The sequence below is a fragment of the Streptomyces alboflavus genome, from assembly GCF_000716675.1.
Classification (GTDB): domain Bacteria; phylum Actinomycetota; class Actinomycetes; order Streptomycetales; family Streptomycetaceae; genus Streptomyces; species Streptomyces alboflavus.
In genome coordinates, this window is sequence record NZ_JNXT01000022.1 from 189,722 (window position 1) to 215,098 (window position 25,377).

Annotated in this window: 21 protein-coding genes and 1 pseudogene; 5 read left to right on the plus strand and 17 right to left on the minus strand. The window is 70.8% G+C overall.

The window, feature by feature from the left end; translation table 11 throughout:
• Positions 1-109: 109 nt before the first annotated feature.
• Together hisS and OO63_RS18855 are read right to left on the minus strand one after the other, a co-directional pair.
• Positions 110-1,372: a histidine--tRNA ligase gene (gene hisS, locus OO63_RS18850; RefSeq protein ID WP_030360497.1), complete on the minus strand. Its 1,263-nt coding sequence runs from the start codon at positions 1,370-1,372 to the stop codon at positions 110-112.
• A gap of 13 nt (positions 1,373-1,385) precedes the next feature.
• Complete coding sequence (locus OO63_RS18855; RefSeq protein ID WP_030360498.1) at positions 1,386-2,090, minus strand: MBL fold metallo-hydrolase; 705 nt, start codon at positions 2,088-2,090, stop codon at positions 1,386-1,388.
• A 191-nt stretch (positions 2,091-2,281) separates the two neighbouring features.
• On the opposite strand from OO63_RS18855, the gene OO63_RS18860 reads away from it, so the two are divergent.
• Both OO63_RS18860 and OO63_RS18865 read left to right on the plus strand, forming a co-directional pair.
• The gene (locus OO63_RS18860) at positions 2,282-3,109 is read left to right on the plus strand and encodes a peptidylprolyl isomerase (protein WP_030360499.1); all 828 of its coding nucleotides are present in this window, start codon (positions 2,282-2,284) and stop codon (positions 3,107-3,109) included.
• 133 nt (positions 3,110-3,242) lie between these two features.
• On the plus strand, positions 3,243-4,475 hold the full coding sequence (locus OO63_RS18865) for a DUF349 domain-containing protein (protein WP_030360500.1): 1,233 nt from the start codon (positions 3,243-3,245) through the stop codon (positions 4,473-4,475).
• A gap of 73 nt (positions 4,476-4,548) precedes the next feature.
• Here OO63_RS18865 and OO63_RS18870 read toward each other — a convergent pair whose 3' ends face one another.
• The 11 genes from OO63_RS18870 to pdxS form a co-directional block, all read right to left on the minus strand.
• Entirely contained in the window at positions 4,549-7,140 is a 2,592-nt protein-coding gene (locus OO63_RS18870) for a RelA/SpoT family protein (protein ID WP_030360501.1), read from the minus strand.
• Between the two features lie 241 nt (positions 7,141-7,381).
• Positions 7,382-7,930 carry an adenine phosphoribosyltransferase gene (locus tag OO63_RS18875; protein ID WP_030360502.1) on the minus strand — a complete coding sequence of 183 codons (549 nt, stop codon included), beginning with the start codon at positions 7,928-7,930 and terminating at the stop codon, positions 7,382-7,384.
• The gene (secF, locus tag OO63_RS18880) at positions 7,927-9,060 is read right to left on the minus strand and encodes a protein translocase subunit SecF (protein WP_030360503.1); all 1,134 of its coding nucleotides are present in this window, start codon (positions 9,058-9,060) and stop codon (positions 7,927-7,929) included. Before secF ends, OO63_RS18875 begins: the two co-directional genes overlap by 4 nt.
• A 1-nt stretch (position 9,061) precedes the next feature.
• On the minus strand, positions 9,062-10,894 hold the full coding sequence (gene secD / locus OO63_RS18885; RefSeq protein ID WP_030360504.1) for a protein translocase subunit SecD: 1,833 nt from the start codon (positions 10,892-10,894) through the stop codon (positions 9,062-9,064).
• Positions 10,895-11,082: 188 nt separating this feature from the next.
• Positions 11,083-11,565: a preprotein translocase subunit YajC gene (gene yajC, locus OO63_RS18890; RefSeq protein ID WP_030360505.1), complete on the minus strand. Its 483-nt coding sequence runs from the start codon at positions 11,563-11,565 to the stop codon at positions 11,083-11,085.
• A 178-nt stretch (positions 11,566-11,743) separates the two neighbouring features.
• The gene (gene ruvB / locus OO63_RS18895) at positions 11,744-12,817 is read right to left on the minus strand and encodes a Holliday junction branch migration DNA helicase RuvB (protein ID WP_030360506.1); all 1,074 of its coding nucleotides are present in this window, start codon (positions 12,815-12,817) and stop codon (positions 11,744-11,746) included.
• Between the two features lie 82 nt (positions 12,818-12,899).
• Entirely contained in the window at positions 12,900-13,508 is a 609-nt protein-coding gene (gene ruvA, locus OO63_RS18900) for a Holliday junction branch migration protein RuvA (protein ID WP_030360507.1), read from the minus strand.
• A complete protein-coding gene (gene ruvC, locus OO63_RS18905; protein WP_078619219.1) occupies positions 13,505-14,152 on the minus strand; it encodes a crossover junction endodeoxyribonuclease RuvC in 648 nt (215 codons plus the stop codon). The genes ruvA and ruvC overlap by 4 nt, the downstream gene beginning before the upstream one ends.
• A gap of 122 nt (positions 14,153-14,274) precedes the next feature.
• Positions 14,275-15,027, minus strand: coding sequence for a YebC/PmpR family DNA-binding transcriptional regulator (locus OO63_RS18910; protein WP_030360509.1), 753 nt, complete (start codon positions 15,025-15,027; stop codon positions 14,275-14,277).
• A gap of 46 nt (positions 15,028-15,073) precedes the next feature.
• Entirely contained in the window at positions 15,074-15,682 is a 609-nt protein-coding gene (gene pdxT, locus OO63_RS18915) for a pyridoxal 5'-phosphate synthase glutaminase subunit PdxT (protein WP_030360510.1), read from the minus strand.
• A 3-nt stretch (positions 15,683-15,685) separates the two neighbouring features.
• A complete protein-coding gene (gene pdxS, locus OO63_RS18920; protein ID WP_030360511.1) occupies positions 15,686-16,609 on the minus strand; it encodes a pyridoxal 5'-phosphate synthase lyase subunit PdxS in 924 nt (307 codons plus the stop codon).
• Positions 16,610-16,875: 266 nt separating this feature from the next.
• Between pdxS and OO63_RS18925 the strand changes: the two genes are divergently transcribed.
• On the plus strand, positions 16,876-17,094 hold the full coding sequence (locus tag OO63_RS18925; RefSeq protein WP_030360512.1) for a hypothetical protein: 219 nt from the start codon (positions 16,876-16,878) through the stop codon (positions 17,092-17,094).
• A 42-nt stretch (positions 17,095-17,136) separates the two neighbouring features.
• Here the strand turns inward: OO63_RS18925 and OO63_RS18930 are convergent, their stop codons facing one another.
• The 4 genes and pseudogenes from OO63_RS18930 to pgsA all read right to left on the minus strand — a co-directional run bounded on the left by OO63_RS18930 (position 17,137) and on the right by pgsA (position 21,013).
• Positions 17,137-17,682, minus strand: coding sequence for a hypothetical protein (locus OO63_RS18930; protein WP_030360513.1), 546 nt, complete (start codon positions 17,680-17,682; stop codon positions 17,137-17,139).
• A gap of 482 nt (positions 17,683-18,164) precedes the next feature.
• Complete coding sequence (locus OO63_RS18935) at positions 18,165-19,331, minus strand: glycosyltransferase family 4 protein (RefSeq protein WP_030360514.1); 1,167 nt, start codon at positions 19,329-19,331, stop codon at positions 18,165-18,167.
• Positions 19,328-20,287, minus strand: coding sequence for a phosphatidylinositol mannoside acyltransferase (locus OO63_RS18940; RefSeq protein WP_030360515.1), 960 nt, complete (start codon positions 20,285-20,287; stop codon positions 19,328-19,330). Before OO63_RS18940 ends, OO63_RS18935 begins: the two co-directional genes overlap by 4 nt.
• Positions 20,284-21,013, minus strand: a pseudogene (pgsA, locus tag OO63_RS18945) (phosphatidylinositol phosphate synthase). The gene OO63_RS18940 and the pseudogene pgsA overlap by 4 nt, the downstream one beginning before the upstream one ends.
• A gap of 206 nt (positions 21,014-21,219) precedes the next feature.
• On the opposite strand from pgsA, the gene OO63_RS18950 reads away from it, so the two are divergent.
• Positions 21,220-23,427, plus strand: coding sequence for an elongation factor G-like protein EF-G2 (locus OO63_RS18950; protein WP_030360517.1), 2,208 nt, complete (start codon positions 21,220-21,222; stop codon positions 23,425-23,427).
• A 240-nt stretch (positions 23,428-23,667) separates the two neighbouring features.
• Positions 23,668-25,323, plus strand: a complete 1,656-nt coding sequence (locus OO63_RS18955; protein ID WP_030360518.1) for a hypothetical protein — start codon at positions 23,668-23,670, stop codon at positions 25,321-25,323.
• Positions 25,324-25,377 lie beyond the last annotated feature (54 nt).

The following is a 25,377-nucleotide window of genomic DNA, read 5'->3' on the forward strand; positions in this document are numbered from 1 at the left end:
CGGACGCCGACCAGGCCCGGAGCGCTGACCGGAAAGCCTCGGCCCGCGCACCCCAGGGACATGGCTGGGCCCCGGGCGCGCATCCGCACCCGGGGCCCAGCCCACAGCATCAGCCCAGCTTGCTCTTCACCACGGCCACGACCTCGTCCACCGCGACCGCCTCCTGCTCGCCGGACTCCATGTCCTTGAGCTGGACGACGCCCTCGGCGAGATCACGCTCGCCGGCGACGACGGTGAAGCGGGCACCCGAGCGGTTGGCGTTCTTCATCGCGCCCTTGAGCCCCTTCCCGCCGTACGAGAAGTCGGCGGCGACCCCGGCCCGGCGCAGCTCCGTCACCTTGGCAAAAAGCACCCGGCGCGCCTCCTCGCCGAGCGGCACCGCGAACACGGTGGTGGCCGCGGGCAGGTCGAGCGTGATGCCCTCCGCCTCCAGGGCGAGCACCGTGCGGTCCACGCCGAGCGCCCAGCCCACGGACGGCAGCGCGGGGCCGCCGATCATCTCGGACAGGCCGTCGTAGCGCCCGCCGCCGCCGACCGCGGACTGCGAGCCGAGGCCGTCGTGGACGAACTCGAAGGTGGTGCGCGTGTAGTAGTCGAGACCGCGGACCAGCTTCGGGTCGTCCTCGTAGCCGACGCCCGCCGCGGTCAGGAGCTCCCGCACCTGCTCGTGGTACGCCTTGCAGGCGTCGCACAGGTAGTCGGCGAGCATCGGCGCGCCCACGAGCTGCTTCTGCACGTCGGCGCGCTTGTCGTCCAGGACGCGGAGCGGGTTGATGTCGATACGTCGACGTGTCTCCTCGTCCAGGTCCAGCTCGCGCAGGAAGGCCTGGAGGGCGGCGCGGTAGACGGGACGGCACTCCTTGTCGCCGAGGGAGTTCAGCAGGATGCGGAACTCCTTCAGGCCGAGCGAGCGGTAGGCCTGGTCGGCCAGGATGATCAGCTCGGCGTCGAGCGCCGGGTCCTCCGCGCCGATCGCCTCGGCGCCGACCTGGGAGAAGTGGCGGTAGCGGCCCTTCTGCGGGCGCTCGTAGCGGTAGTACGAGCCCGAGTACCAGAGCTTGACCGGGAGGTTGCCCGCCTTGTGCAGGTTGCCCTCGAGGGCGGCGCGCAGCACGGAGGCGGTGCCTTCGGGGCGCAGCGCGAGCTTGTCGCCCCCCTTCGTCTCGAAGGCGTACATCTCCTTGGTGACGATGTCGGTCGACTCGCCGACACCGCGCGCGAACAGCTCGACGTTCTCGAAGCCGGGCGTCTCCACATAGCCGTACCCGGAGTTGCGCAGCGGCGCGGCGATGGCCTCGCGGACGGCGAGGTAGGTCGCGGAGTCCGGCGGCAGCAGGTCGTACGTGCCCTTGGGGGCCTGGAAGGTACTCACGGGTTTTCTCTCGTCACATTCCTCGTCGGGGAGCGTCGGCTCCCAGGCCGGCGGCCACCTGGCGCAGATACGGGTTGGTGGCGCGCTCACGGCCGATGGTCGTGTGCTCGTTGTGGCCGGGCAGGACCACGGTCGAGTCGTCGAGCGGCAGGCACACGCGTGCCAGCGACTCGAGTATGTCGGCGTGCGATCCGCCGGGCAGGTCGGTGCGTCCGATGGAGCCGGCGAACAGCAGGTCGCCCGAGAAGAACACCGAGGGGACCTCGGCGGACTCGGGCAGCTGGAAGGTCACCGACCCCTTCGTATGCCCCGGCGCGTGCGCGACGGAGAAGTCGAGCCCGGCGAGCTTCAGCTTCTCGCCGTCGGCCAGCTCCCTGAGGTCGGAGGGCTCCCCCACGGTGAGCTCGCCGAGCAGCTGCGCGCCGAAGGAGCGGCCGATGGCCTTCTCCGGGTCGCTCATCATGTACCGGTCGTCGGGGTGGATCCAGGCGGGCACGTCGTGCGCGCCGCAGACCGGGACGACCGACGCGACATGGTCGATGTGGCCATGGGTGAGGATGACGGCGACGGGCTTGAGCCGATGCTTCCGGAGCGCTTCCTCGACTCCTTCGGTGGCCTGGTGCCCCGGGTCGATGATCACGCATTCCTCGCCGGCGGCGGGGGCGACCAGGTAGCAGTTGGTCCCCCAGGCCCCGGCGGGAAACCCGGCAATGAGCACGATCGTCCTTCGTTTCGTCGTCCGGCGGAGGTGGCAGCGGAGATTGCGGCAGTTCAGAGCCTACCGGCGCTGCCGATTCCACAGCTAACCCATATACGGTACGGGGCACACGCGGCCGGTCACGCCGCGCGACGACGACCCAGGCGACGTACGACGGACGCGCCGACCGAGACGTACAAGGAGTGCACCCGGTGGTCAGCCAGGAACAGCGGCGCAAGCAGCTCGCGCGGGAGAAGTTCTTGCGGCAGCAGCAGCGGCGGGAGGCCGCGCGACGCCGGCGGCGGATGCGCAACGCGGTGATCGCCGGTGCGGTCGCCTTGGTGGTGGCGGGCGGCGCGGTGTCGTACGCGGCGGGCGCCTTCGACGACGGTGGCTCGACGAAGGACGACGCGGCCCCGACGCCGACGCCCAGCAAGCCCGAGGACCCCTGCGGCAAGGCCGCGCCGGGCAAGATCAAGCCGCTGTCCTTCAAGAAGGAGCCCGCGCTCACTGTCGACAAGTCGGCCTCGTACGAGATGAAGCTCGCCACGACGTGCGGCGACATAGGCGTCGACATGGACGCGGCGAAGGCCCCGCACACCGTGAACTCGTTCAAGTTCCTGGCCGACAAGGGGTACTTGGACCACACGAGGTGCCACCGCCTCACCGCGGGCAACGTCAACGTCCTGCAGTGCGGCGACCCCAAGGGCACCGGCGAGGGCGATCCCGGCTACACCATTCCGGACGAGAATCTGAAGGACAAGCGGCTCAAGGGCGGGGTGTACCCGGCGGGCACGGTCGCCATGGCGAACAAGTACAAGCCGGACACGAAGAAGGGCCGCGACACCGGCGGCAGCCAGTTCTTCCTCGTCTACCAGGACAGCCAGTTGCCGCCCGACTACACACCGTTCGGGACGGTCTCCGACGCCGGCATGAAGGTCCTCAAGAAGATCGCCGCGGCCGGTGAGAGCAGCGGCCAGGGAGACGGCGCGCCGAACGCGACGGTCGTCATCGACAAGGCCACCGTACGTAAATCCTGACCACCGGCGGGCGAATTTCGCTCGCGCTGGATGCGGACAGCCGCCCCGCCGGTCGCCTATGTTGGCGGTGACGAAACTGTGGACGATGCCGGGGGCCCGTGGCCTTGTGCAGGCATCATGTGGAGGAGGCGCTGTGAGCAGCGACCCGTGGGGCCGCGTCGACGAGACGGGGACCGTGTACGTGCGTACGGCCGACGGCGGCGAGCGAGTGGTCGGATCGTGGCAGGCAGGTTCTCCTGAGGAGGCCCTGGCCTATTTCGAGCGCAAGTACGACGGTCTGGTCGTCGAGATCGGACTTCTCGAGCGCCGGGTGAAGACGACCGACCTGTCGGCCAAGGACGCGACGACCGCCATCGACCACCTGCGCCAGCAGGTCGACGAGGCGCACGCCGTCGGCGACCTGGACGCGCTCGGCAAGCGGCTCGACAAGCTGGTCGAGACCGTCGAGGCGCGCCGTGAGGAGCGCAAGGCCCAGAAGGCCAAGCAGTCGGACGAGGCGCGGCACGCCAAGGAGGCGCTGGTCGCGGAGGCCGAGGAGCTGGCCCAGAGCGAGCAGTGGCGTGCGGCCGGTGAGCGCCTGCGGGCTCTGGTGGACACCTGGAAGGGGCTGCCCCGCCTCGACCGCAAGTCCGACGACGAGCTGTGGCACCGCTTCTCGCACGCCCGCTCGGCGTTCTCCAAGCGCCGCAAGGCCCACTTCGCGTCCCTGGACGCGCAGCGCGAGGACGCCCGCAAGGCCAAGGAGAAGCTGGTCGCGGAGGCCGAGGCGCTTTCGGGCTCCACGGACTGGGGCCCGACGGCCGCGCGCTACCGCGAGCTGATGTCCGACTGGAAGGCGGCGGGCCGCGCCCAGCGCGAGCACGAGGACGACCTGTGGAACCGCTTCCGCGGCGCCCAGGACGTGTTCTTCGCGGCGCGCAGCGCGGTCTTCGCGGAGCGCGACGCCGAGCAGGGCGAGAACCTCAAGCTCAAGGAGGAGCTCGCGGACGAGGCCGAGAAGCTCGTCCCGGTGACGGACCTGAAGGCGGCCCGCGCGGCGTTCCGGTCCATCAACGAGCGCTGGGAGGCCATCGGCCACGTCCCGCGTGACGCCCGGCCGAAGGTCGAGGGCCGGATGCACGCGGTCGAGCGGGCGCTGCAGGAGTCCGAGGAGGCCGAGTGGCGCCGGACGAACCCGGAGGCGCGTGCGCGCGCCGAGGGTCTCACCGGTCAGCTGCAGGCCGCCGTGGACAAGCTCCAGGGCCAGATCGAGGCCGCGCGCACGGCGGGCAACACCGCGAAGGCCGACAAGCTCCAGAAGGAGCTCGACGGCCGTCAGGCGCTGCTCGACCAGGCGCTCAAGGGCCTGCACGAGTTCGGCGGCTGAGTTTTTCGCTGTCTACGGAGAGGGGCTCCCACACAGAACGTGTGGGAGCCCCTCTCCGTTGTCGTGGCCCGGTCTACGGCCTGCGTGCCGACGTCACCCGGTACACGTCGTAGACGCCCTCCACTCCCCTGACGGCCTTCAGGACGTGGCCCAGGTGCTTGGGGTCGCCCATCTCGAAGGTGAAGCGGGAGGTGGCGACGCGGTCGCGGGAGGTCTGCACGGCCGCGGACAGGATGTTGACGTGCTGGTCCGAGAGGATGCGCGTGACGTCCGAGAGCAGCCGGGAGCGGTCCAGGGCCTCCACCTGGATGGCCACCAGGAAGACCGACGACTGCGTGGGCGCCCACTCGACCTCGAGGATGCGCTCCGGCTCCCGGGACAGCGAGTCCACGTTCACGCAGTCGCTGCGGTGAACCGATACGCCACTGCCGCGCGTGACGAAGCCGATGATGGGGTCGCCCGGGACCGGCGTGCAGCAGCGGGCCAGCTTGACCCACACGTCGTCGACGCCCTTGACGACGACTCCGGGGTCGGCGTTGGAGCGGCGCTTGGACCGGCTGCGCGAGGGCGGCGCGCTCTCGGCGATGTCCTCGTTGGCGGCCTCCTCGCCGCCGAGCGCCTGGACGAGCTTCTGCACGACGGACTGCGCGGTGACGTGGCCCTCGCCGATCGCCGCGTACAGCGAGGAGATGTCGGGGTAGCGCATCTCGTGCGCAAGGGTGACGAGGGAGTCGCCGGTGAGGATGCGCTGGATCGGCAGGTTCTGCTTGCGCATGGCGCGCGCGATGGCGTCCTTGCCCTGCTCGATGGCCTCCTCGCGGCGCTCCTTGGAGAACCAGGCGCGGATCTTGTTGCGGGCCCGCGGGGACTTGACGAAGCCGAGCCAGTCGCGGGACGGGCCCGCGCCCGCGGCCTTGGAGGTGAAGACCTCGACCAGGTCGCCGTTGTCCAGGGTCGATTCGAGCGGCACGAGCCGTCCGTTGACCCGGGCACCTATGGTGCGGTGGCCGACCTCGGTGTGCACCGCGTAGGAGAAGTCGACCGGGGTCGCGCCTGCGGGCAGCGCGATGACGTCGCCCTTCGGCGTGAAGACGAAGACCTCGTTGCGCGACAGGTCGAAGCGCAGGGACTCCAGGAACTCGCTGGGGTCCTCGGTCTCCTTCTGCCAGTCGAGGAGCTGGCGCAGCCACGCCATGTCGTTGAGATGGTCGTCCTTGCCGGTCTTCTTCGGCACGTCCGTGCGCACCTTGGAGGCGCCGGCGACGGCCTCCTGCTTGTACTTCCAGTGCGCGGCGATGCCGTACTCGGCGCGGCGGTGCATGTCGAACGTGCGGATCTGCAGCTCGACGGGCTTGCCGTTGGGGCCGATGACCGTCGTGTGCAGCGACTGGTACATGTTGAACTTCGGCATCGCGATGTAGTCCTTGAACCGGCCGGGGACCGGGTTCCAGCGCGCGTGGACGGTGCCGAGGGCCGCGTAGCAGTCGCGGACGGTGTCCACGAGGACGCGGATGCCGACCAGGTCGTAGATCTCCGCGAAGTCACGGCCGCGGACGATCATCTTCTGGTAGACGCTGTAGTAGTGCTTGGGCCGCCCGGTGACGGTGGCCTTGATGCGGGCGGCACGCAGGTCGGCCTGGACCTCGTCGGTCACTATGGCCAGGTACTCGTCGCGCTTGGGGGCGCGCTCGGCCACCAGACGCACGATCTCGTCGTACATCTTGGGGTAGAGGATCGCGAAGGCGAGGTCCTCCAGCTCCCATTTGATGGTGTTCATGCCCAGGCGGTGCGCCAGCGGAGCGTAGATCTCCAGGGTCTCGCGGGCCTTCTTCTCCTGCTTCTCGCGCTTGAGATAGCGCATGGTGCGCATGTTGTGCAGGCGGTCGGCGAGCTTGATGACCAGGACACGGGGGTCCTTGGCCATGGCGACGACCATCTTGCGCACGGTCTCGGCCTGCGCGGCCTCGCCGAACTTGACCTTGTCGAGCTTGGTGACGCCGTCGACGAGCAGGGCGACCTGGTCGCCGAAGTCGCGGCGCAGGGTGTCGAGGCCGTACTCGGTGTCCTCGACGGTGTCGTGCAGGAGGCCCGCCATCAGGGTCGCGGGGTCCATGCCGAGCTCGGCGAGGATGGTGGTGACGGCGAGCGGGTGCGTGATGTACGGGTCGCCGCTCTTGCGCTTCTGGCCGCGGTGCCAGCGCTCGGCGACCTGGTAGGCGCGCTCGATCTGGCGGAGCGTCGCGGTCTCGATCTTCGGGTCGTTGCTCCGCACTATGCGGAGCAGGGGTTCCAGGACCGGGTTGTACGGGTTGGAGCGCTGGACGCCGAGGCGGGCGAGGCGGGCACGCACGCGGTTGGAGGAGCCGGAGCGCTCGGTCTTGCCGCCGACGGGGGGCTTGCTCGGGGCGGGCGTCCGGCCCGAGGGCGGGCGGACCGGCGGGGCGGCGGGCACCGGCGGGGCGGGCTGCGGCTCGGCCGACTGCTTGGGGCGGGTCTGCTCGGCCGACCGCGTCTCGGCCGGTCGCGGAGCACCCTGCTCGCCCTGTGCGGACGTCCCGCCGGGCGCGCTCGGTGCCTTCTTCGCGGGCGCGACAGCGGGCGCCGCGGCCCGCTCGGCCTGCTGGGCGGACTTGGCGGCGGCAAGTGGCTGGGACTCGTCTGGCAAGAGCGCTCCCTGTGCGCGATCGGGTCCCCCGGTGAGGTCCCGAAGTGCCCATGGTATCGATCCTGGGCCGACGGCTCGCCCTCGGCCGGTGAGACGGCTCTGTACTGGAGAAACACCAGAGGCGGGCGCCGGATTCCACCGGGCCCGCCTCTGGTGTCGCTGGGGTGCTGCCGGAGTGCCCCGCGCCGGCCGCCGCGGCCGGGCACTCCCTTCCGGGCCTCCGGGGCCCTCTCCCGGGTCCTCAGACCGTGAGCAGGGCCTCCAGGGGCGCGCCGTCCAGAGCGGGATTCAGCCGCGCGCGGCCGTTCAGGAAGCCCAGCTCCATCAGGACCGCGACACCGGCCACCTCGGCCCCGGCACGGCGGATGAGCCGCAGCGAGGCCTCGGCGGTGCCGCCGGTGGCGAGGACGTCGTCGATGACCATGACGCGGTCGTCGGGCCTGAGGTCCTCGGCGTGCACCTCGATCTCCGCGCTGCCGTACTCCAGGTCGTAGCGCTGGCTGAGGGTCGCTCCGGGGAGCTTGCCCGCCTTGCGTACGGGAATGAAGCCGACCCCGGCCTTCAGCGCGACGGGGGCGCCCAGGATGAACCCGCGCGCCTCCAGCCCGACGACCTTGGTGGCCCCGTGCCGCACGCTCAGGTCGGCGAGGGCACCGGTCAGAGCGGTGAACGCGGCCGGGTCCGCGAGCAGCGGCGTGATGTCCTTGAACAGCACGCCGGGCTCGGGGTAGTCCGGCACGTCACGGATGCGGCTCAGGAGCAGCGCGTTGACGTCGACGAGCTCGGTCATCGGCGCTTCCCCGACGGGCGGCCGCGGCCGCGGTTGCGGGTGGGCTGCGCGCGGGGGCCCGAGCGCGGGCCGACCACGGCAGGGGCAGAGTCCTCGTCGGGCTCCGCGTCCTGCGGGCTCTCGTCCGCGGACACCGGGGTCTCGGCGGACTCGCCCTTGGCGGCGGCCGCCCTGCGCTTGGCGAGCACCCGCTTCTTGAGCGCCTTCATCTGCGGCTCGGTCTCCTTGAAATCGGCGACCAGCGGGGTCGCGATGAAGATCGAGGAGTACGCGCCCGCGGCGAGGCCGACGAACAGCGACAGCGAGATGTCGTTCAGCATGCCCGCGCCGAGGAAGCCGCCACCGATGAACAGCAGACCGGCGACCGGCAGGAGCGCCACCACCGTGGTGTTGATGGAGCGCACCAGCGTGCTGTTGATCGAGCGGTTGGCGACCTCGCTGTAGGTGAAGCGGGTCTGCTTGGCGAGGTCCTTCGACTGTTCCTTGAGGCTGTCGAAGACCACGACCGTGTCGTACAGCGAATAACCGAGGATGGTCAGCAGACCGATCACCGTGCCCGGTGTGACCTCGAAGCCCACGAGGGCGTACACACCCACGGTGATGGTGATGTCGTGGATGAGCGCGATGAGGGCGGCGAGCGCCATGCGCCACTCGAAGGCGATCGCCAGATAGATCACGACCAGGATCATGAAGATCGCCAGGCCTTGCCAGGCCTTGTTGGCGATCTGTTCGCCCCAGCTCGGGCCCACGAGGTCGGCGTTGATGTCGTCGGCCTTCATGTCGAGCTCCTTGGCGAGCTCGACCTTGATGTGGTCGGACTTGGCGGTGTCCACGCCGGCGATCTGGATGCGCAGGGTGTCGTTGCCGAGCTTCTGCACGAGCGCGTCGTGGCCGGAGGTCTCTTCCGCGACCTCTTCCGCCTTGGCCACCGACACGCTGGTCTTCGGCGTGTTGAAGACGGCGCCGCCCTCGAACTCGATGCCCATGTTCAGGCCGCGCACCGCCAGGCCGACGATGGCCGTGATGGTGATCAGGATCGAGATGCCGTACCAGATCTTGCGCTTGCCGACGAAGTCGTAGCCGACCTCGCCGCGGTAGAGCTTGGCGCCGAGATCTCCGAGCTTCGACATCTCACGCCTCCTTCGGGGTCGAGTCGACGGGGGCGGCGGTCGCGGCGGCGCGCGAGCGGCGCAGCGGCGGCTTGGCACCGAGACGCTTCGGGTCGAGTCCGGACCACTTGCCGCCGCCCGCGAAGAACTTCTTGCGGGCCATGATCGTCATCAGTGGCTTGGTGAAGAAGAACACCACGACGACGTCGAGCAGCGTGGTCAGACCCAGCGTGAACGCGAATCCCTGGACCTTGCCCACGGTGACGACGAAGAGCACCGCGGCGGCGAGGAAGGACACGAAGTCGGACACCAGGATGGTGCGCCGCGCCCGCGGCCAGGCGCGCTCGACGGCGGGCCGCAGCGTGCGGCCCTCGCGGACCTCGTCCCTTATGCGTTCGAAGTAGACGATGAAGGAGTCGGCGGTGATACCGATGGCGACGATGGCACCACAGACCGCCGGCAGGTTCAGCGCGAACTTAATCGTCGGGCCGAGCAGCGTCATGATCGTGTACGTCAGCGCCGCCGAGACCCCGAGGCTCGCGATCGCGATGAGGGCCAGACCGCGGTAGTACGCGACCATGTAGACGATGACGAGCGCGAGGCCGATGGCACCGGCGATGAGACCGGCGCGCAGCTGCTCGCCACCGAGGGCCGCGCTGACGGTCTGGACGCTCTGCTCCTTGAAGGTCAGCGGGAGCGCGCCGTACGACAGGATGTTGGCCAGGTCCTTGGCCTCGTCCTGGGAGAAGCTGCCGGAGATCTCGGCCTGGCCGGTGGTCAGCGCCTGCTTCACGTACGGAGCGGAGACGACTTCGCCGTCCATGACGATGCCGAACTCGTTCTGCGGCGGCTGCTTGCTGGCGAGCTTGCCGGTGATGTCACCGAACTGCTTCGTGCCCTTGCCGGAGAACTCCATCGTGACCTTCCAGCCAGCGGCACCCTGGGTGTCGTAGACGGCCTTCGCGTCGTCGACCTCCTTGCCGTTGACCTCGGAGGGTCCGAGGATGAACTTGTCCCAGCCCTTGCCGTCGCCGCTCTTGCCGCAGGCCACGACCGGGTCGGTGGCCTTGACGCCCTCCTTGACCTTCAGGCGGGCCTTCTCGTCGGTGCAGTCGAGCTTGGTGAACCGGTCCTGGAGGTCGGCGGTGGGGTCGGGCGGCGTCGGGGCCTTCACGCCCTTGCCCTTGTCGGCGTCGTCCTTGGCGGCATTGTCCTTGGCGTCGCCGGTGGGCGTCCCGGTCGGGGTGGGCTCGTCCTTCAGGCCGTCGGTGACGGAACGGCCCTGGGTCGTCGGCGTCCCGCTCGGCGAGGTCGCCTCGTCCTGGGGCTTCTCGCTCTCCTTGGGCTTGTCGCCCTTGTCGCCCTTGTCGCCCTTGTCGCCCTCAGTGTCCTTGTCGCCCTTGTCGGAGGACGACGGCTTCGGCTTCGGCTTCTCGGCCGGGCCGGTGCTGGGCTGCTGGGCGAGGACGGGCCGGAAGTAGAGCTGAGCGGTCGTGCCGACCTGCTCCCGCGCCTGCTTGGCGTTGGTGCCCTTGGGGATGTTGACGATGATGTTCCGGTCGCCCTGGGTCTGCACCTCGGCTTCGGAGACACCCAGACCGTTGACACGGTTGTTGATGATGTCAACGGCCGTGTTCATGTTGGTCTTGTTGATCGCGTTCTTCTGGCCCGGCTCGTTCTTCGCCTCGAGCGTGATGCTCGTGCCCCCGGCGAGGTCGATGCCCAGGCGGGGGGTGGTGTGCCCGGAGAGGAACATCCCTCCGGTGAGCGCCACCAGGGCGATCATGATCAGGACCAGGGTGCGGCCCGGTTTCCCCTGGGCGGCCTGCCTACGGCCCTTCTTGGGTGCTGCCACCTTCTCGTTCTCCCTGTCCAACCGTCCGGCCTGCGGGGTGCCTCCCCTGTCACCTGCGCTGAGCGGAGGCCTGTTCGGGAGGGGGCCCCGGGCGGGCGGCCATGAAGTTGTGTCGAGACGCGGCGCGAAATCACCTGGGGCGGGGGCCGCGGTGCGCGAGCGGGCGCACGGCGGGCCCCCGGCCGTGACTACTTCGCGCCGGACTCGCCGTCGGTCTTCTTCGGCTCTGCGTCTGCGGCCTCGGGGGCCTCGTCGACCGTGTCGGCCGTGTCCTTCTTGCCGAGGTCGATGCGCGAGTCGTCCGAAGCGTCCGCGGCCTCGTCGGTCTCGGTGAGGGAGGAGGCGTCGTCGGGCACCACAGGGGCGTCGTCGGACTTCAGGTCGTCCTCGGTGCCGTGAACGATGCGGTTGTACTCGTCGTCGTCGAGGACGGCGCCGATGGAGTTCTTCGCGTACACCGCGTGGACGCCGGGGGCCACCTCGAGGAGGACCGCGTCGTCGTGGACCTCCTTGACGGTGGCGTACATGCCTCCGATCGTGCGGATGCCGGTGCCAGGCGTCATGTCGTTGCGCATCTGGGCGGCCGCCTGCTGCTTCCGCTTGGCGGACCGGGTCATCAGGAACATGGCCCCGATGAGCACGATGAAGGGGAGGAGGGTCACGATATTCACGGGACGGAGTTTCCTTCGCACGACCGCGTTCTCGAGCGGCCTGATGGATGGGGGTGGGCGGCGCCGCCCACAAGGGCGGCATCGGCGGAGTCTAAGCGAGTCCGCACCATACGAACAACGCTCAGCATGGCACCGCAGTTCCGGATGGTGCGACTCTCCGCGCCGCCGCTTCTTCAGGTCACGACCCGAACAAGTCCTGTTGTCCAGTTCCCGCTCCCTGCCGGGGCGGTACGAGACCCAGATGGGCCCATGCCGCGGGCGTCCCCACCCGGCCCCGGGGCGTCCGGGCGAGCAGCCCCTCCCGGACCAGGAAGGGCTCGGCCACCTCTTCGACGGTCTCCCGCTCCTCCCCCACGGCGACGGCGAGGGTGGACAGGCCGACGGGGCCGCCGCCGAACAGCTTCAGGAGGGCTTCGAGGACCGCGCGGTCCAGGCGGTCGAGGCCGCGGGCGTCGACCTCGTAGACGCTCAGGGCCGCGCCCGCGATCTCGCGGTTGATCACGCCGTCGGCCTTGACCTGGGCGTAGTCCCGGACGCGGCGAAGGAGGCGGTTGGCGATGCGGGGGGTGCCGCGGGAGCGGCCGGCGATCTCGGCAGCGCCGTCGGTGTCGATGGCCACGTCGAGCAGGTTCGCGGAGCGGTGGATCACGCGCTCCAGCTCGGCGGGTTCGTAGAACTCCATGTGGGCCGTGAAGCCGAAGCGGTCGCGCAGGGGCGGCGGGAGCAGGCCGGCGCGCGTGGTGGCGCCGACGAGCGTGAAGGGCGGCAGTTCCAGCGGGATGGCCGTGGCGCCGGGGCCCTTGCCGACGATCACGTCGACGCGGAAGTCCTCCATGGCCATGTACAGCATTTCCTCGGCGGGCCGCGACATGCGGTGGATCTCGTCGAGGAAGAGGACCTCGCCCTCCTGGAGGGAGGACAGGATCGCCGCGAGGTCGCCCGCGTGCTGGATGGCCGGGCCGCTGGTGATGCGGATCGGGGCGCCCATCTCGGCGGCGATGATCATCGAGAGCGTGGTCTTGCCGAGGCCGGGGGCGCCGGAGAGCAGCACGTGGTCGGCGGTGGCGCCGCGCGCGCGGGCGGCGCGCAGGACCAGGTCGAGCTGCTCCCTGACCTTCTCCTGGCCGATGAACTCGCCCAGGTCCTTGGGGCGCAGGGCGGCCTCGACGGCCTGGTCCTCGCCGTCGGCGGACGCACCGACGAGCCGCTCGGCCGCCCCGGCGGCGTCGTCGGTGGTGTCGTCCCAGTTCATGCGGTGTGCCTCGCGATGCGGTTCGGGGGTGGCGGGCGGGTATGGAGGTGCGGGTGGCTGGCCGGTACGGAGGTGCGGGTGGCTAGCGGGTGCGGTTCAGGGTCTGGAGCGCGGCCTTCAGAAGCGGGCCCACCTGCGGCGACTCCATGGCCTCCGCCTGCGGGGCGACGGCGGTGACGGCCTCGTCGGCCTCACGCGTCGCGTACCCGAGGCCGATCAGGGCGGCGTGCAGCTGGTCGCGCCAGCCCTGGGTGACGGGGGCGCCGATGGCGGGGCCGCCGGTGCCGAGCGGCTCGCCGAGGCGGTCCTTCAGCTCGAGCAGCAGCTTCTGGGCGCCCTTCTTGCCGATGCCGGGTACGGCGGTGAGGGACTTCTCGTCGCCCGTGGAGACCGCGCGGCGCAAGGCGTCCGGGCTGTGCACCGCGAGCATCGCCTGCGCGAGCCGGGGGCCGACGCCGCTCGCGGTCTGGAGCAGCTCGAAGGTCTGGCGCTCGTCGTCGTCCGCGAAGCCGTAGAGCGTGAGGGAGTCCTCGCGCACGACCAGGGACGTGGCGAGCTTGGCCTGCTGGCCGAGGCGGAGCGTGGAGAGGGTGTTCGGCGTGCACTGGACGGCCATGCCGACGCCCCCCACTTCGACCACGGCGGCGTCCGGGGCGAGGGCGGCCACCGGGCCGCTCACGAAGGCGATCATGGCGTACGGCCTTTCGGTGCTTGCTGGGCTTGCTGGGCGCGCTGCGTCTGCTGGGTGGGCCGGGCTCGCTGGATCTGCTGGGCGGGCCCGGGTCGCTGGAGCCGCTGTGCGTGCCGGGCGGTCGCCTGCTGGAGGCGGTTCTGTGCCACGGCCTGCTGGAGGCGGTTCTGCGCGGGGGCGCGCCAGATGTGGCAGATGGCGAGGGCGAGGGCGTCGGCCGCGTCGGCGGGCTTGGGCGGCGCGTCCAGGCGGAGCAGTCGGGTCACCATCGCGCCGACCTGGGCCTTGTCCGCGCGGCCGCTGCCGGTGACGGCGGCCTTGACCTCGCTGGGGGTGTGCAGGGCGACGGGGATGCCGCGGCGCGCGGCGCACAGCATGGCGACGGCGCTTGCCTGGGCGGTGCCCATGACCGTGCGTACGTTGTGCTGGCTGAACACGCGCTCCACGGCGAGGACTTCGGGCTGGTGCTGGTCGAGCCACTCCTCGATGCCCTGCTCGATGGCGACGAGGCGGTGGCCGAGATCGGCGTCCGCGGGGGTGCGCACGACGCCGACGCCGCGCATGGTCAGGGGGCGTCCCGCGACCCCGTCGACCACCCCCACGCCGCACCGGGTCAACCCCGGGTCAACGCCAAGTACCCGCACTCCAATCCCCCTTCCCCCTCTTCGATCGCCTGTTTGTGCAGGCTATCGGGTGCCACTGACAAAGCGACGGGCCGACGGGGTGTGTCCCGTCGGCCCGTTCGCCCGTTGCCGTGGTGCGCGACTCAGGCGTCGACCTTCGCCATGACGTCGTCGGAGACGTCGAAGTTGGCGAAGACGTTCTGCACGTCGTCGCTGTCCTCCAGGGCGTCGATGAGCTTGAAGATCTTGCGGGCGCCCTCCTCGTCCAGCTCGACCTGCATGGTCGGGACGAAGTTGGCGTCGGCCGAGTCGTAGTCGATGCCGGCCTCCTGGAGCGCGGTGCGCACCGCGACCAGGTCGGTGGCCTCGCTGAGGACCTCGAAGGACTCACCCAGGTCGTTGACCTCTTCGGCACCGGCGTCCAGGACGGCCGTCAGGACGTCGTCCTCGGTCAGCTCGCCCTTGGGGACGATCACGACGCCCTTGCGGTTGAAGAGGTACGACACCGAGCCCGGGTCGGCCATGGAGCCGCCGTTGCGGGTCATCGCCACGCGCACGTCGGAGGCCGCGCGGTTGCGGTTGTCGGTCAGACACTCGATGAGCACCGCGACGCCGTTCGGGCCGTAGCCCTCGTACATGATCGTCTCGTAGTCGGCGCCACCGGCTTCGAGACCGGCGCCGCGCTTGACCGCGGAGTCGATGTTCTTGTTCGGGACCGAGCTCTTCTTGGCCTTCTGGATGGCGTCGAAGAGAGTCGGGTTGCCGGACACGTCGGCGCCGCCCGTGCGGGCCGCGACCTCGATGTTCTTGATCATCTTCGCGAAGAGCTTGCCGCGCTTGGCGTCGATCACGGCCTTCTTGTGCTTCGTCGTAGCCCATTTAGAGTGGCCGGACATCTGCCTGTCTCCTTCGCGTAACCAACCAGTACGAACGCCAGAGATCCTACAAGGACCGCGGCGCCTGCTTCGCCCGCACCATGTCGACGAACAGGGCGTGCACCCTGTGGTCGCCCGTCAGCTCGGGGTGGAAGGACGTGGCGAGCGCGTCTCCCTGGCGTACGGCGACGATGTGGCCCTCGTGCTCGGCGAGCACGTCGACGTCGGCGCCGACCGACTCCACCCAGGGGGCGCGGATGAAGACGCCCTCCACAGGGTCCCCCGCGACGCCCTTGATGTCGACGGTCGCCTCGAAGGACTCGTTCTGCCGCCCGAAGGCGTTGCGGCGCACGATCATGTCGATGCCACCGAGTGTCTCCTGCCCCGAACGCGGGTCGAGGATCTTGTCGGCGAGCATGATCATGCCCGCGCAGGTGCCGTAGACCGGCATGCCGTCACGCACGCGCGCGCGAAGCGGTTCGAGCAGGCCGAAGAGGGCTGCCAGCTTGGAGATGGTGGTCGACTCGCCGCCGGGGATGACCAGGCCGTCCACCTCGGCGAGTTCTTCGGGGCGCCGCACCGGCCTGGCCACGGCGTCCGCCGTGGCCAGGGCGACGAGGTGCTCCCGTACGTCGCCCTGGAGGGCCAGGACGCCGATCACGGGGGTGTCGTTCATGGGTTACCAGCCGCGGTTGGCGTAGCGCTCGGCCTCGGGCAGGGTGTCGCAGTTGATGCCGACCATGGCCTCGCCGAGGTTGCGGGACGCGTCCGCGACGATCTTCGGGTCGTCGAAGAAGGTGGTGGCCTTCACGATGGCGGCGGCACGCTTGGCCGGGTCGCCGGACTTGAAGATGCCGGAGCCCACGAAGACGCCCTCGGCGCCGAGCTGGCGCATCAGCGCGGCGTCGGCGGGGGTCGCGACACCACCGGCGGAGAAGAGGACCACCGGCAGCTTGCCCAGCTCGGAGACCTCCTTGACGAGCTCGTACGGGGCGCGCAGCTCCTTGGCGGCGGCGTACAGCTCGTTGTTGTCGAAGCCGCGCAGCTTGGCGATCTCGTTCTTGATCTGGCGCAGGTGGCGGACGGCCTCGACGACGTTGCCGGTGCCGGCCTCGCCCTTGGAGCGGATCATGGCGGCGCCCTCGGCGATGCGGCGCAGGGCCTCACCGAGGTTGGTGGCGCCGCACACGAAGGGGGTCGTGAAGGCGAACTTGTCGCTGTGGTTGACCTCGTCCGCCGGGGTCAGGACCTCGGACTCGTCGATGTAGTCGACGCCGAGGGACTGGAGCACCTGGGCCTCGACGAAGTGGCCGATGCGGGACTTGGCCATGACGGGGATGGAGACGGCCTCGATGATCTCTTCGATCATGTTCGGGTCGGACATCCGGGCCACGCCGCCGTCCTTGCGGATGTCGGCGGGGACGCGCTCCAGGGCCATGACGGCGACCGCGCCCGCGTCCTCGGCGATCTTCGCCTGCTCGGCGTTGACCACGTCCATGATCACGCCGCCCTTGAGCTGCTCGGCCATGCCGCGCTTCACGCGGGCGGTGCCGGTGGCGGGGGCGGCGTCGGCCTGGTTGGTGCTGGGGAGCGTGCTGGACACGGGTGACCTCACTCGGGACAGAAGGCTGTGGTTTGAGCAGCCGGGGCTTGAGGGAGCCACGGCTGTACCGAGGAAACGTCCCCGGACCAGGCCACAGCAAGGGCCAATGGTGAGGCTGTGGATCGTTTTCGGGCGCCCCAGGGGCTGCCGCACGTGACGTCGCACGAGGTCGTAGCCGTACCGCTACGTTCGGTGACCCCTCCTCAGGGGGCGGTGATAGGCCCCATCCTCGGGGGATGGGGAGAATCTGGGCTTGGGTGCGGGCCGTGGCAGCACCCGTCAGGAGGTCGGGGGAACGGTTCGACCAGTGGTGGGACCGGCACGAGCTGGTCACACTGCTGATCCTGCCGGTGTTCGTCCCCTGGTCCCTCGTGGTGTACGGATTCCGCTGGTGGACGGTGCCGTTCGGGCTGCTCGCCGCCTTCGCCCTCGTGCGGTGGGTGCAGGTGGTGGCCGGGCGGTTGCGCGGGACGCGCCGGGGCTAGGGCGTGCCCACGGTGTCCCGCCCGCGCCCGCCCCGGGAGGTGTCAGGTGCCCGGCCGGTCCGCCAGGGCCTCGGGGGCCACGTCGTCCATCTCGAAGGCCATGGGGAACGGGGCGTGTCCGGCGAGCCGGAACCAGCGGACCTTGCGGTGGCGGCGCAGGGCGCGGGCGGCGCGCACGGCGTCGTTGTGGAAGCGGCGGGCCATGGGGACCCGGCGGACCGCCTGGGCCAGCTCGACCGCGGCCCCCTCGCCGCCGGGGGCCTCGCGGACCGCGTCGACCTGGGCCGCGTCCTCGAAGACCGCCCGCAACGCCTGGCTCAGCTCGCTCTCGGCGACCTCCCGGTGTTCCTCCTCCGCCTGCCGGGCGGCGTGCGCCGCCTCGTACAGGACGATGGACGCCGCCGGGTCGAGCACTCCGGAGGTCGCCACCTCCTGGGTCACCGAGGCACGGCGCAGCAGTTGCGCGTCGAGGGCGGCGCGGGCCGCGTCGATGCGCGCGTGCAGCCGGTCGAGGCGGCCCGCGGTCCAGCTCAGGTACAGGCCGATCGCGAAGAGGGCTACTGCGATCCAGATCAACGTGGAGGTCACGGCCGCAAAGGTACCCGGCGGGGGCGCTGGGGACGGCGGGGGCTGGTCGGCCTCGGCCTCGGGGTGGCCCCGGGTGCCCGTTCGCCGGGGGCGCCGTCGATCGGCCTTCGGCCTTGTCCTCAAGCGCCGGACGGGCTGAATCGATCCCGTCCGCCGGTAGGGGGTTATCGGCCTCCGGCCTCGTCCTCAAACGCCGGACAGGCTGAATCGATCCCGTCCGCCCGTGGGGGGTTATCGGCCTCCGGCCTCGTCCTCAAACGCCGGACAGGCTGAATCGTCCCCGCCCGCCGGTGGGGGTTATCGGCCTCCGGCCTCGTCCTCAAACGCCGGACAGGCTGAATCGCCCCCGCCCGCCCGTGGGGGACTATCGGCCTCCGACCTTCTCCTCAAACGCCGCACAGGCTGAATCGCCCCCGCCCGCCGGTGGGAGGCTGAAGCGCCCCGCCGGACGGGCGGCCCCTCTCCCCCACGCGCCCCGAGGGCTACAACTTGTCCTTTGCCAAGCCGAAGCGTGCCCGCAAGCCCGTGCGTTCGTCCGTCGCCACCGCTGCCGCGCCGTCCGTGACCGTCTCGTAGACCGAGAGGATGTCGGCGCCGACCGTGGACCAGTCGAAGCGGCGTACGTGCTTGGTGCCGCGTTCGCGGAGTTCCTCGCGGCGTTCGGGGTCGCGCAGGAGACGGATGGCGGCGTCGGCGAGCGAGGAGGCGTCCTCGTTGGCGAAGAGGTCGCCCGCCGCGCCCTGGTCGAGGACCTGGGCGAAGGCGTCGAGGTCGCTGGCGAGGACGGGGGCGCCCGCCGACATCGCCTCGACGAGGATGATGCCGAAGCTCTCGCCGCCGGTGTTCGGGGCGACGTACACGTCGACGCTGCGCAGCAGCCGCGCCTTGTCCTCGTCGCTGACCATGCCGAGGAACTCCACCCGGGAGCGCAGCTCGGCGGGCAGGGAGGCGACGGCCTCCTCCTCGTCGCCGCGTCCTGCCACCAGGAGGCGAGCCTCGGGGCGGGCCGCGAAGATCTGCGGGAGGGCCTTCATCAGCACCGGCAGGCCCTTGCGGGGCTCGTCGATGCGTCCGATGAAGCCGATCGTCTGGCCCTGCCACTCGGGCTTGGGCTCGGCGCGGGCGAAGAAGTCGACGTCGACGCCGTTGGGGATGACCACGGCGTCGCCGCCCAGGTGCTCCACGAGCGTGCGGCGCGCGTACTCGCTGACGGCGATGCGCGCGCTGATCTTCTCCAGGGCGGGCTGGAGGATCGGATACGCGGCGATCATGGCCCGCGAACGCGGGTTGGAGGTGTGGAAGGTGGCGACGATCGGCCCCTGCGCCGCCCAGCACGTGAGCAGCCCGAGCGACGGCGAGGTCGGCTCGTGGATGTGGATCACGTCGAAGGTGCCGTCATGGAGCCAGCGGCGTACCCGCGCGGCCGAGATGAATCCGAAGTTCAGCCGCGCCACGGAGCCGTTGTAGGGAACCGGAACGGCCCGGCCCGCCGACACCACGTACGGCGGCAGGGGGGTCTCGTCATCGGCGGGAGCGAGGACGGAGACCTCATGCCCGAGGCGGATGAGGTGCTCCGCCAGATCGCGGATGTGGAACTGGACGCCGCCCGGCACGTCCCACGAGTAGGGGCAGACGATGCCGATCTTCACGGCGACCCCTCGCCCGCCGGGCGGGGCGCCCCTTCGCCCGCGCGGCCGTCCGGCGCCTTGGCCGGGTCGAGGTCGGCGAGCCACAGGCGCTGGAGCATGTGCCAGTCCTGCGGGTGGTCGGCGATGCCGGTGGCGAAGGCGTCGGCGAGGGCCTGCGTCATGGCGGCCGTCTTCTCGCTGCGCGTCCCCGTCTCGGGCACGTCGACCGGCGGGTGGACGCGGCCCCGCATGACCGGCGAGTCGTCGTACCAGAGCGTCACCGGGAGCAGCAGCGCGCCGGTCTGCTGGGCGAGCGCGGCGGGCCCGGCCGGCATCCGCGCGCTCTCGCCGAAGAACTTCACCTCGACGCCGGACGCCGACAGATCACGGTCGGCGACCAGGCAGACGAGGCCGCCCGCGCGCAGCCGCCGCGCCAGCGTGCCGAAGGCGGAGCCGCCGGTGTGCGGCAGGACCTCCATGCCGAGGCCGCTGCGGTAGGCCACGAAGCGGTCGTACAGGGACTCGGGCTTCTGCCGCTCCTGGACGGTCGTGAACGGCGTCTGGAGCTTCGTGGTGACCCAGGCGCCCGCCAGGTCCCAGTTGCCCAGGTGCGGCAGCGCGAGGATCACGCCCCGGCCCGAGGCCAGGCCGTCGGTGAGGTGGTGCAGGTCGTCCGGGACGAAGCCGTTCCGGATGCGGTCCTTGCTCCAGGCGGGCAGTCTGAAGGACTCCATCCAGTACCGCATGTACGACCGCATGCCCGCCTTGGACAGCTCGGCGAGGCGCGCGGGGGACGCGTCGGGCACCACGCGCGCGTAGTTCGCCTCCAGACGGAGGACGCCCTTGCCGCGCCGCTTCCAGGCGAGGTCGGCGATGGTGCGGCCGAGGCGCACGGCGGCGGGCTCGGGAAGCTTCTTGACGGTGCTCCAGCCGAGGCCGTACAGCGCGTCCGTGAGCTTCTCCGTAGTGGGGCTCATGAAGCCGTCTCGCTCTCCTGGGGCGTCTCGCTGGCGGCCTCCTGGTCCGCCTCCTCCGCCTCACGGCGCACGGTCACCACGCGCTGCACCAGCGTCACGAGGCTGCCGACGGCGACGATCCACAGCGCGACGGGAAGCAGCACGTCGATGCCGGGGACCCCGAACTTGTGCAGTCCGGCGAAGCCCGCGGCGACCAGCGAGATCACCAGGCGCTCGGCCCGCTCGACCAGGCCGTTGACGGCGACGGGCAGGCCGATGGCCTCGCCGCGCGCCTTCGTGTACGACACGACCTGGCCGCTGGCCAGGCAGAAGATGGAGACCGCGCACAAGATGTTGTCGTCGCCGGACCCCGCGTACCAGAGCGCGAAGCCACCGAAGATCGCGCCGTCCGCGACCCGGTCGAGCGTGGAGTCGAGGAAAGCCCCCCACCGGCTGGACCGGCCGAGCTGGCGCGCCATGTTCCCGTCGACCAGGTCCGAGAACACGAACAGCGTGATGACGACCGTGCCCCAGAAGAACTCGCCCCGGGGGTAGAAGACCAGCGCTCCCGCCACGACACCGGCCGTGCCGATGAACGTCACCGTGTCGGGGCTGACCCCGCGGCGGATGAGAAACGCGGCGAACGGTGTGAGGACACGCGTGAAGAATGCACGCGCGTACTTGTTCAGCATGGCCTTCCCGAGGGTCGGTGCCCATGGCGGCCCCGTTGGCCACCGGCTGGCCCATCGTAGTCACGCCCGCGACACACCGGCTCGCCCCCTCACGATCGCGTACGACGTATGGACGCACCGTGACACGAGTGCAAAGCTCGAAAGCACCGCGGGCGTCGCCGGAGCCGCCTTTCGCACGCGGGTCCCGTGTGTCCGCGCACAGCCAGCATCCCTGAGGGGGCTGAGCCTCCTCAGCCATGCGCGTAACCGGGAGGCCAAGGCATGGGCGACAAGGCGAACGCACACCCCGGAGCCGCCGGCAGGGCAGCGACGGCCGACCATCCCGCGTCCGTACGGAATGTGGTGCTGGTCGGCCACAGCGGATCGGGCAAGACGACTCTGGTGGAAGCCCTCGCGCTGACCGCGGGGGCGGTGAACCGGGCGGGCCGGGTGGAGGACGGCACCTCGGTCTCGGACTACGACGACATAGAGCACCGCCAGCAACGCTCCGTACAGCTGTCCCTCGTCCCCGTCGAATGGGGCGGCTACAAGATCAATATCCTGGACACCCCGGGATACGCCGACTTCGTCGGTGAGCTGAGGGCCGGTCTGCGTGCCGCGGACGCGGCCCTTTTCGTCGTCTCGGCGGCCGAGGGCGCCGAGGGCATCACCGGCGCGACCCGCATGGTGTGGGAGGAGTGCGCCGCGGTCGGCATGCCGCGGGCCATCGTGGTCACGCACCTGGAGGCGGCGCGCGCCGACTTCACGGACATCACGCGGTGCTGCGCCGAGGCCTTCGGCGCGGACGACCCCGACGCCGTCCTTCCGCTGTACCTGCCGCTCCACGGCGAGCAGGGGCCCGACGGGCACGCACCCGTCACCGGCCTGGTCGGACTGCTCTCGCAGCGGATCTTCGACTACGCGTCGGGCGAACGCAAGGAGTCCGAACCGGGCGCCGACCAGTTGCCGGTGATCGAGGAGGCGCGCAACAAGCTCATCGAGGGGATCATCGCCGAGAGCGAGGACGAGTCCCTGATGGACCGCTACCTGGGCGGCGAGGACATCGACTACGAGACCCTCGTCCAGGACCTGGAGCGAGCCGTCGCACGCGGCATCTTCCACCCGGTCCTCGCCGCCGCCCCGGCCGCCGAGGGAGCCCGCCAGGGCATCGGCACCGTCGAGCTCCTGGAGCTGATCACCGGCGGCTTCCCCACCCCCCTGGAACACCCCGCCCCAGCCGTCACCACGCCCGCGGGAAAGCCCCGCCCGCCCCTCACCTGCGACCCCGAAGGCCCCCTCGCCGCCGAGGTGGTCAAGACCGCGTCCGACCCCTACGTCGGCCGGATCTCGCTGGTCCGCGTCTTCTCCGGGACCCTGCGCCCCGACGAGACCGTGCACGTGTCGGGGCACGGCCTCGCCGACCGCGGCCACGAGGACCACGACGTCGACGAGCGCGTGGGCGCCCTGTCCTCGCCGTTCGGCAAGCAGCAGCGCACGCTCAGCCAGGCCATCGCGGGCGATCTGGCCTGCGTCGCCAAGCTCGGCCGCGCCGAGACCGGCGACACCCTCTCCGCCAAGGACGACCCGCTTCTGATGGAGCCCTGGGACATGCCCGACCCGCTGCTCCCGCTCGCCATCGAGGCGCACAGCAAGCCCGACGAGGACAAGCTCTCCCAGGGCCTCGCCCGCCTCGTCGCCGAGGACCCGACGATGCGGCTCGAACAGAACCAGGACACCCACCAGGTGGTCCTGTGGTGCCTGGGCGAGGCCCACGCGGACGTCGCCCTTGAGCGGCTGCGCCACCGCTACGGCGTGCAGGTCGACCTCGTGCCGCACAAGGTCTCGCTGCGGGAGACGTTCGGGGGCAGGGCCTCCGGGCGTGGCCGGCACGTGAAGCAGTCGGGCGGCCACGGGCAGTTCGCGATCTGCGAGATCGAGGTGGAGCCGCTGCCCGGCGGGAGCGGCATCGAGTTCGTCGACAAGGTCGTCGGCGGCGCGGTGCCACGGCAGTTCATCCCGTCCGTGGAGAAGGGCATCCGGGCGCAGGCGGCCAAGGGGGTCGCGGCCGGCTATCCGCTCATCGACGTGCGCGTGACGCTGCTCGACGGCAAGGCGCACTCGGTGGACTCCTCCGACGCCGCGTTCCAGACGGCGGGCGCGCTCGCGCTGCGGGAGGCGGCCGCGGACGCCACCATCCACCTGCTCGAACCGGTCGCCGAGGTGCGGGTGCTGGTAAGCGACGAACACGTCGGCTCGGTCATGAGCGACCTGTCCGGGCGGCGCGGCCGCGTCGTGGGCACCGAGCAGGCCCCGGGCGGCCGCACCCTGGTCCGGGCCGAGGTCCCCGAGATCGAGATCGGCCGGTACGCGGTGGACCTGCGCTCCCTCTCCCAGGGCACCGCCCGCTTCAGCCGGTCCTACGCCCGGCACGAGCCGATGCCCGCCCAGCTGTCCCAGAAGATCCGTGAACAGGCCGAGCACGGCGTCTAGTTGACCCGGAAGGCCCCCGATGCCGCCCGCCCGGAGCCCGTCCGGCGGGCGGCATTTCACGGCCCCCTGCCGGATGTCAGTGCGCACCTATACGCTGATGACCTGATCAAAAGCTGTACCGGCCGCTCAACAGGTGTGCCTGGCAAAGCAGTCGGGAATCTCGGGAAACAACGCAGTCGGGAAGAAACGCAGTCGGGAAGAGTCGCGGCGCCAGGGGCGGTGCGGCGTTGGGGGCGGCAGGTGGCGGACGACGTATTCGACTTCAGGCCGGGGGCCCAGGTCCCGCTGGCTGGCGCCGCAGGACAGACCGCGGCGACCCATGCCCTGGCGTCGGCGGCGTATCGCGACGGCGAGGTCGACGACATCCTGAAGGCCAACAGCGACTGGCACAAATCCGTGGTCAAGCCCGGACTGTGGTCACTGTGCAAGCCCAGCCTGGGCGAGGCCTTCTCGCGCACCGTGCAGGTGCGGATGCTCGGCGGCGCACGCCCGGCGCTCATCCAGTCCTTCGGCACCGAGCCGCAGGCGGTCGTCGAGCACTGCCTGGCGGCCAACCGCATCCGCAGGCAGCGGGACAGCTGGCTCACGGCCGTGATGGCGATCTGCGGGCTGCTCTTCCTGCCGGGCCTGCTCGCCTGGCTCCTGGTGTTCACCGCCCGCAGGTGGATCTCCAAGCAGAAGGACAAGCGCACCCAGGCCATCGCCACGGCCGTTCTCGTCGCCCTCGGCGTCCTCGTCGTGCTGCTCCTGATCAAGCTGCCCTTCGGCGGCTTCTGGGCCTGGTATCTGCGGATCTGCCCCATCGCGCCCGTGCTCGGCTGGTTCTGGGCCAAGCACGTCGCCGAGGGCACCGCCAAGGACCTGCGGGACCGCTGGGACAGCCTGCTCGCGGGCGGCGGCATCGGCGCCAAGATCCCCGAAGCGGTCCCTGGCAGCCCCGGCGAGACCGCGGCCGAGCGGCTGCGCCAGGGCCTCGCCCGGCTCTCCGCCGAGCAGCAGTCCAACTCCGTCTTCTACGCGGGCCCCAAGGGAATACTGGGCATGGGCACCCGCTGGGGCAGCTGGCAGCTCGCCGAGGAGCTGACCCCCCGCGAAGAGGGCAAGGAGATCAACCCGTTCCGCAGCTGGGACGTCATACGCGCGGTGCACGACCAGCTCCGCATGCTGGAGCGCGGCCCCCTGCACACCGGCGGCTTCCCCAAGCCGTCGATAAAGCACTGGGTCGTCACCCCCATCGGCGAGAACGCGGGATCGGTCTCCCGCCCCTCGGGCACCGACGTCGACGCCTTCCAGATCAAGGGCCACGAGATACAGCGCATCTGCAACGAGCAGCAGTTCGGCAGCGGCGACCGGCACTACCTGGGCGTCCAGTTCACCCTCTGGGACGGCCAGTTGGTGATCACGATGCTGATCACGGTCACCGTGCTCCACGAGACCCTGCGCATCGAGGTCACCGGGCACGCGCTCGGCCCCGTGCACTCGCTGTTCACCAGCAAGCCCTCCCCCAAGACCAAGACGGTCAGCAAGACCGTGAAGTTCTGGGAGACCAAGACCCAGCAGCTGCCGCTCGTCGACGCCCAGGAGGTGGTGCGCCTCGCCGTGCGCGCCCCCTTCACCTGGTATCCGCCGATGCTGGACTACCTGGGCGGCAAGCTCGTCCTGCCCGAGCCGTTCGGCCTGCGGCACACCTGGGCCGACAAGCCGTGGCGGCACCGCTTCATGGCCGACGACGCCCTGCGCGCGGCCACACCGGTGCTGCGCGTGGTGCACTCGGCGGCCATCAAGGTCCTGGAGGAGAACGGCGTGAACACCGACCGCTTCAGCGGCCGCGCCACGTTCCTCAGCGGGGCGGTGCAGGACCCCATGCCGCGCAACGCGGACGTGTACGGCACCTAGGCCCGGCCACGGCGAAGAGGGCGGCGCGATCGGACCGCGCCGCCCTCTTCGCCG

Bases quoted from the DNA above. Each gene is read 5' to 3' on its own strand.
- OO63_RS18940 (WP_030360515.1), bottom strand. From the start codon at position 20,287: ATGAGCCCCACTACGGAGAAGCTCACGGACGCGCTGTACGGCCTCGGC.
- OO63_RS18910 (WP_030360509.1), bottom strand. From the start codon at position 15,027: ATGTCCGGCCACTCTAAATGGGCTACGACGAAGCACAAGAAGGCCGTG.
- ruvB (WP_030360506.1), bottom strand. From the start codon at position 12,817: ATGAACTGGGACGACACCACCGACGACGCCGCCGGGGCGGCCGAGCGG.
- pdxT (WP_030360510.1), bottom strand. From the start codon at position 15,682: ATGAACGACACCCCCGTGATCGGCGTCCTGGCCCTCCAGGGCGACGTA.
- ruvA (WP_030360507.1), bottom strand. From the start codon at position 13,508: ATGATCGCCTTCGTGAGCGGCCCGGTGGCCGCCCTCGCCCCGGACGCC.
- OO63_RS18950 (WP_030360517.1), top strand. From the start codon at position 21,220: ATGGGCGACAAGGCGAACGCACACCCCGGAGCCGCCGGCAGGGCAGCG.
- secF (WP_030360503.1), bottom strand. From the start codon at position 9,060: ATGTCGAAGCTCGGAGATCTCGGCGCCAAGCTCTACCGCGGCGAGGTC.
- OO63_RS18875 (WP_030360502.1), bottom strand. From the start codon at position 7,930: ATGACCGAGCTCGTCGACGTCAACGCGCTGCTCCTGAGCCGCATCCGT.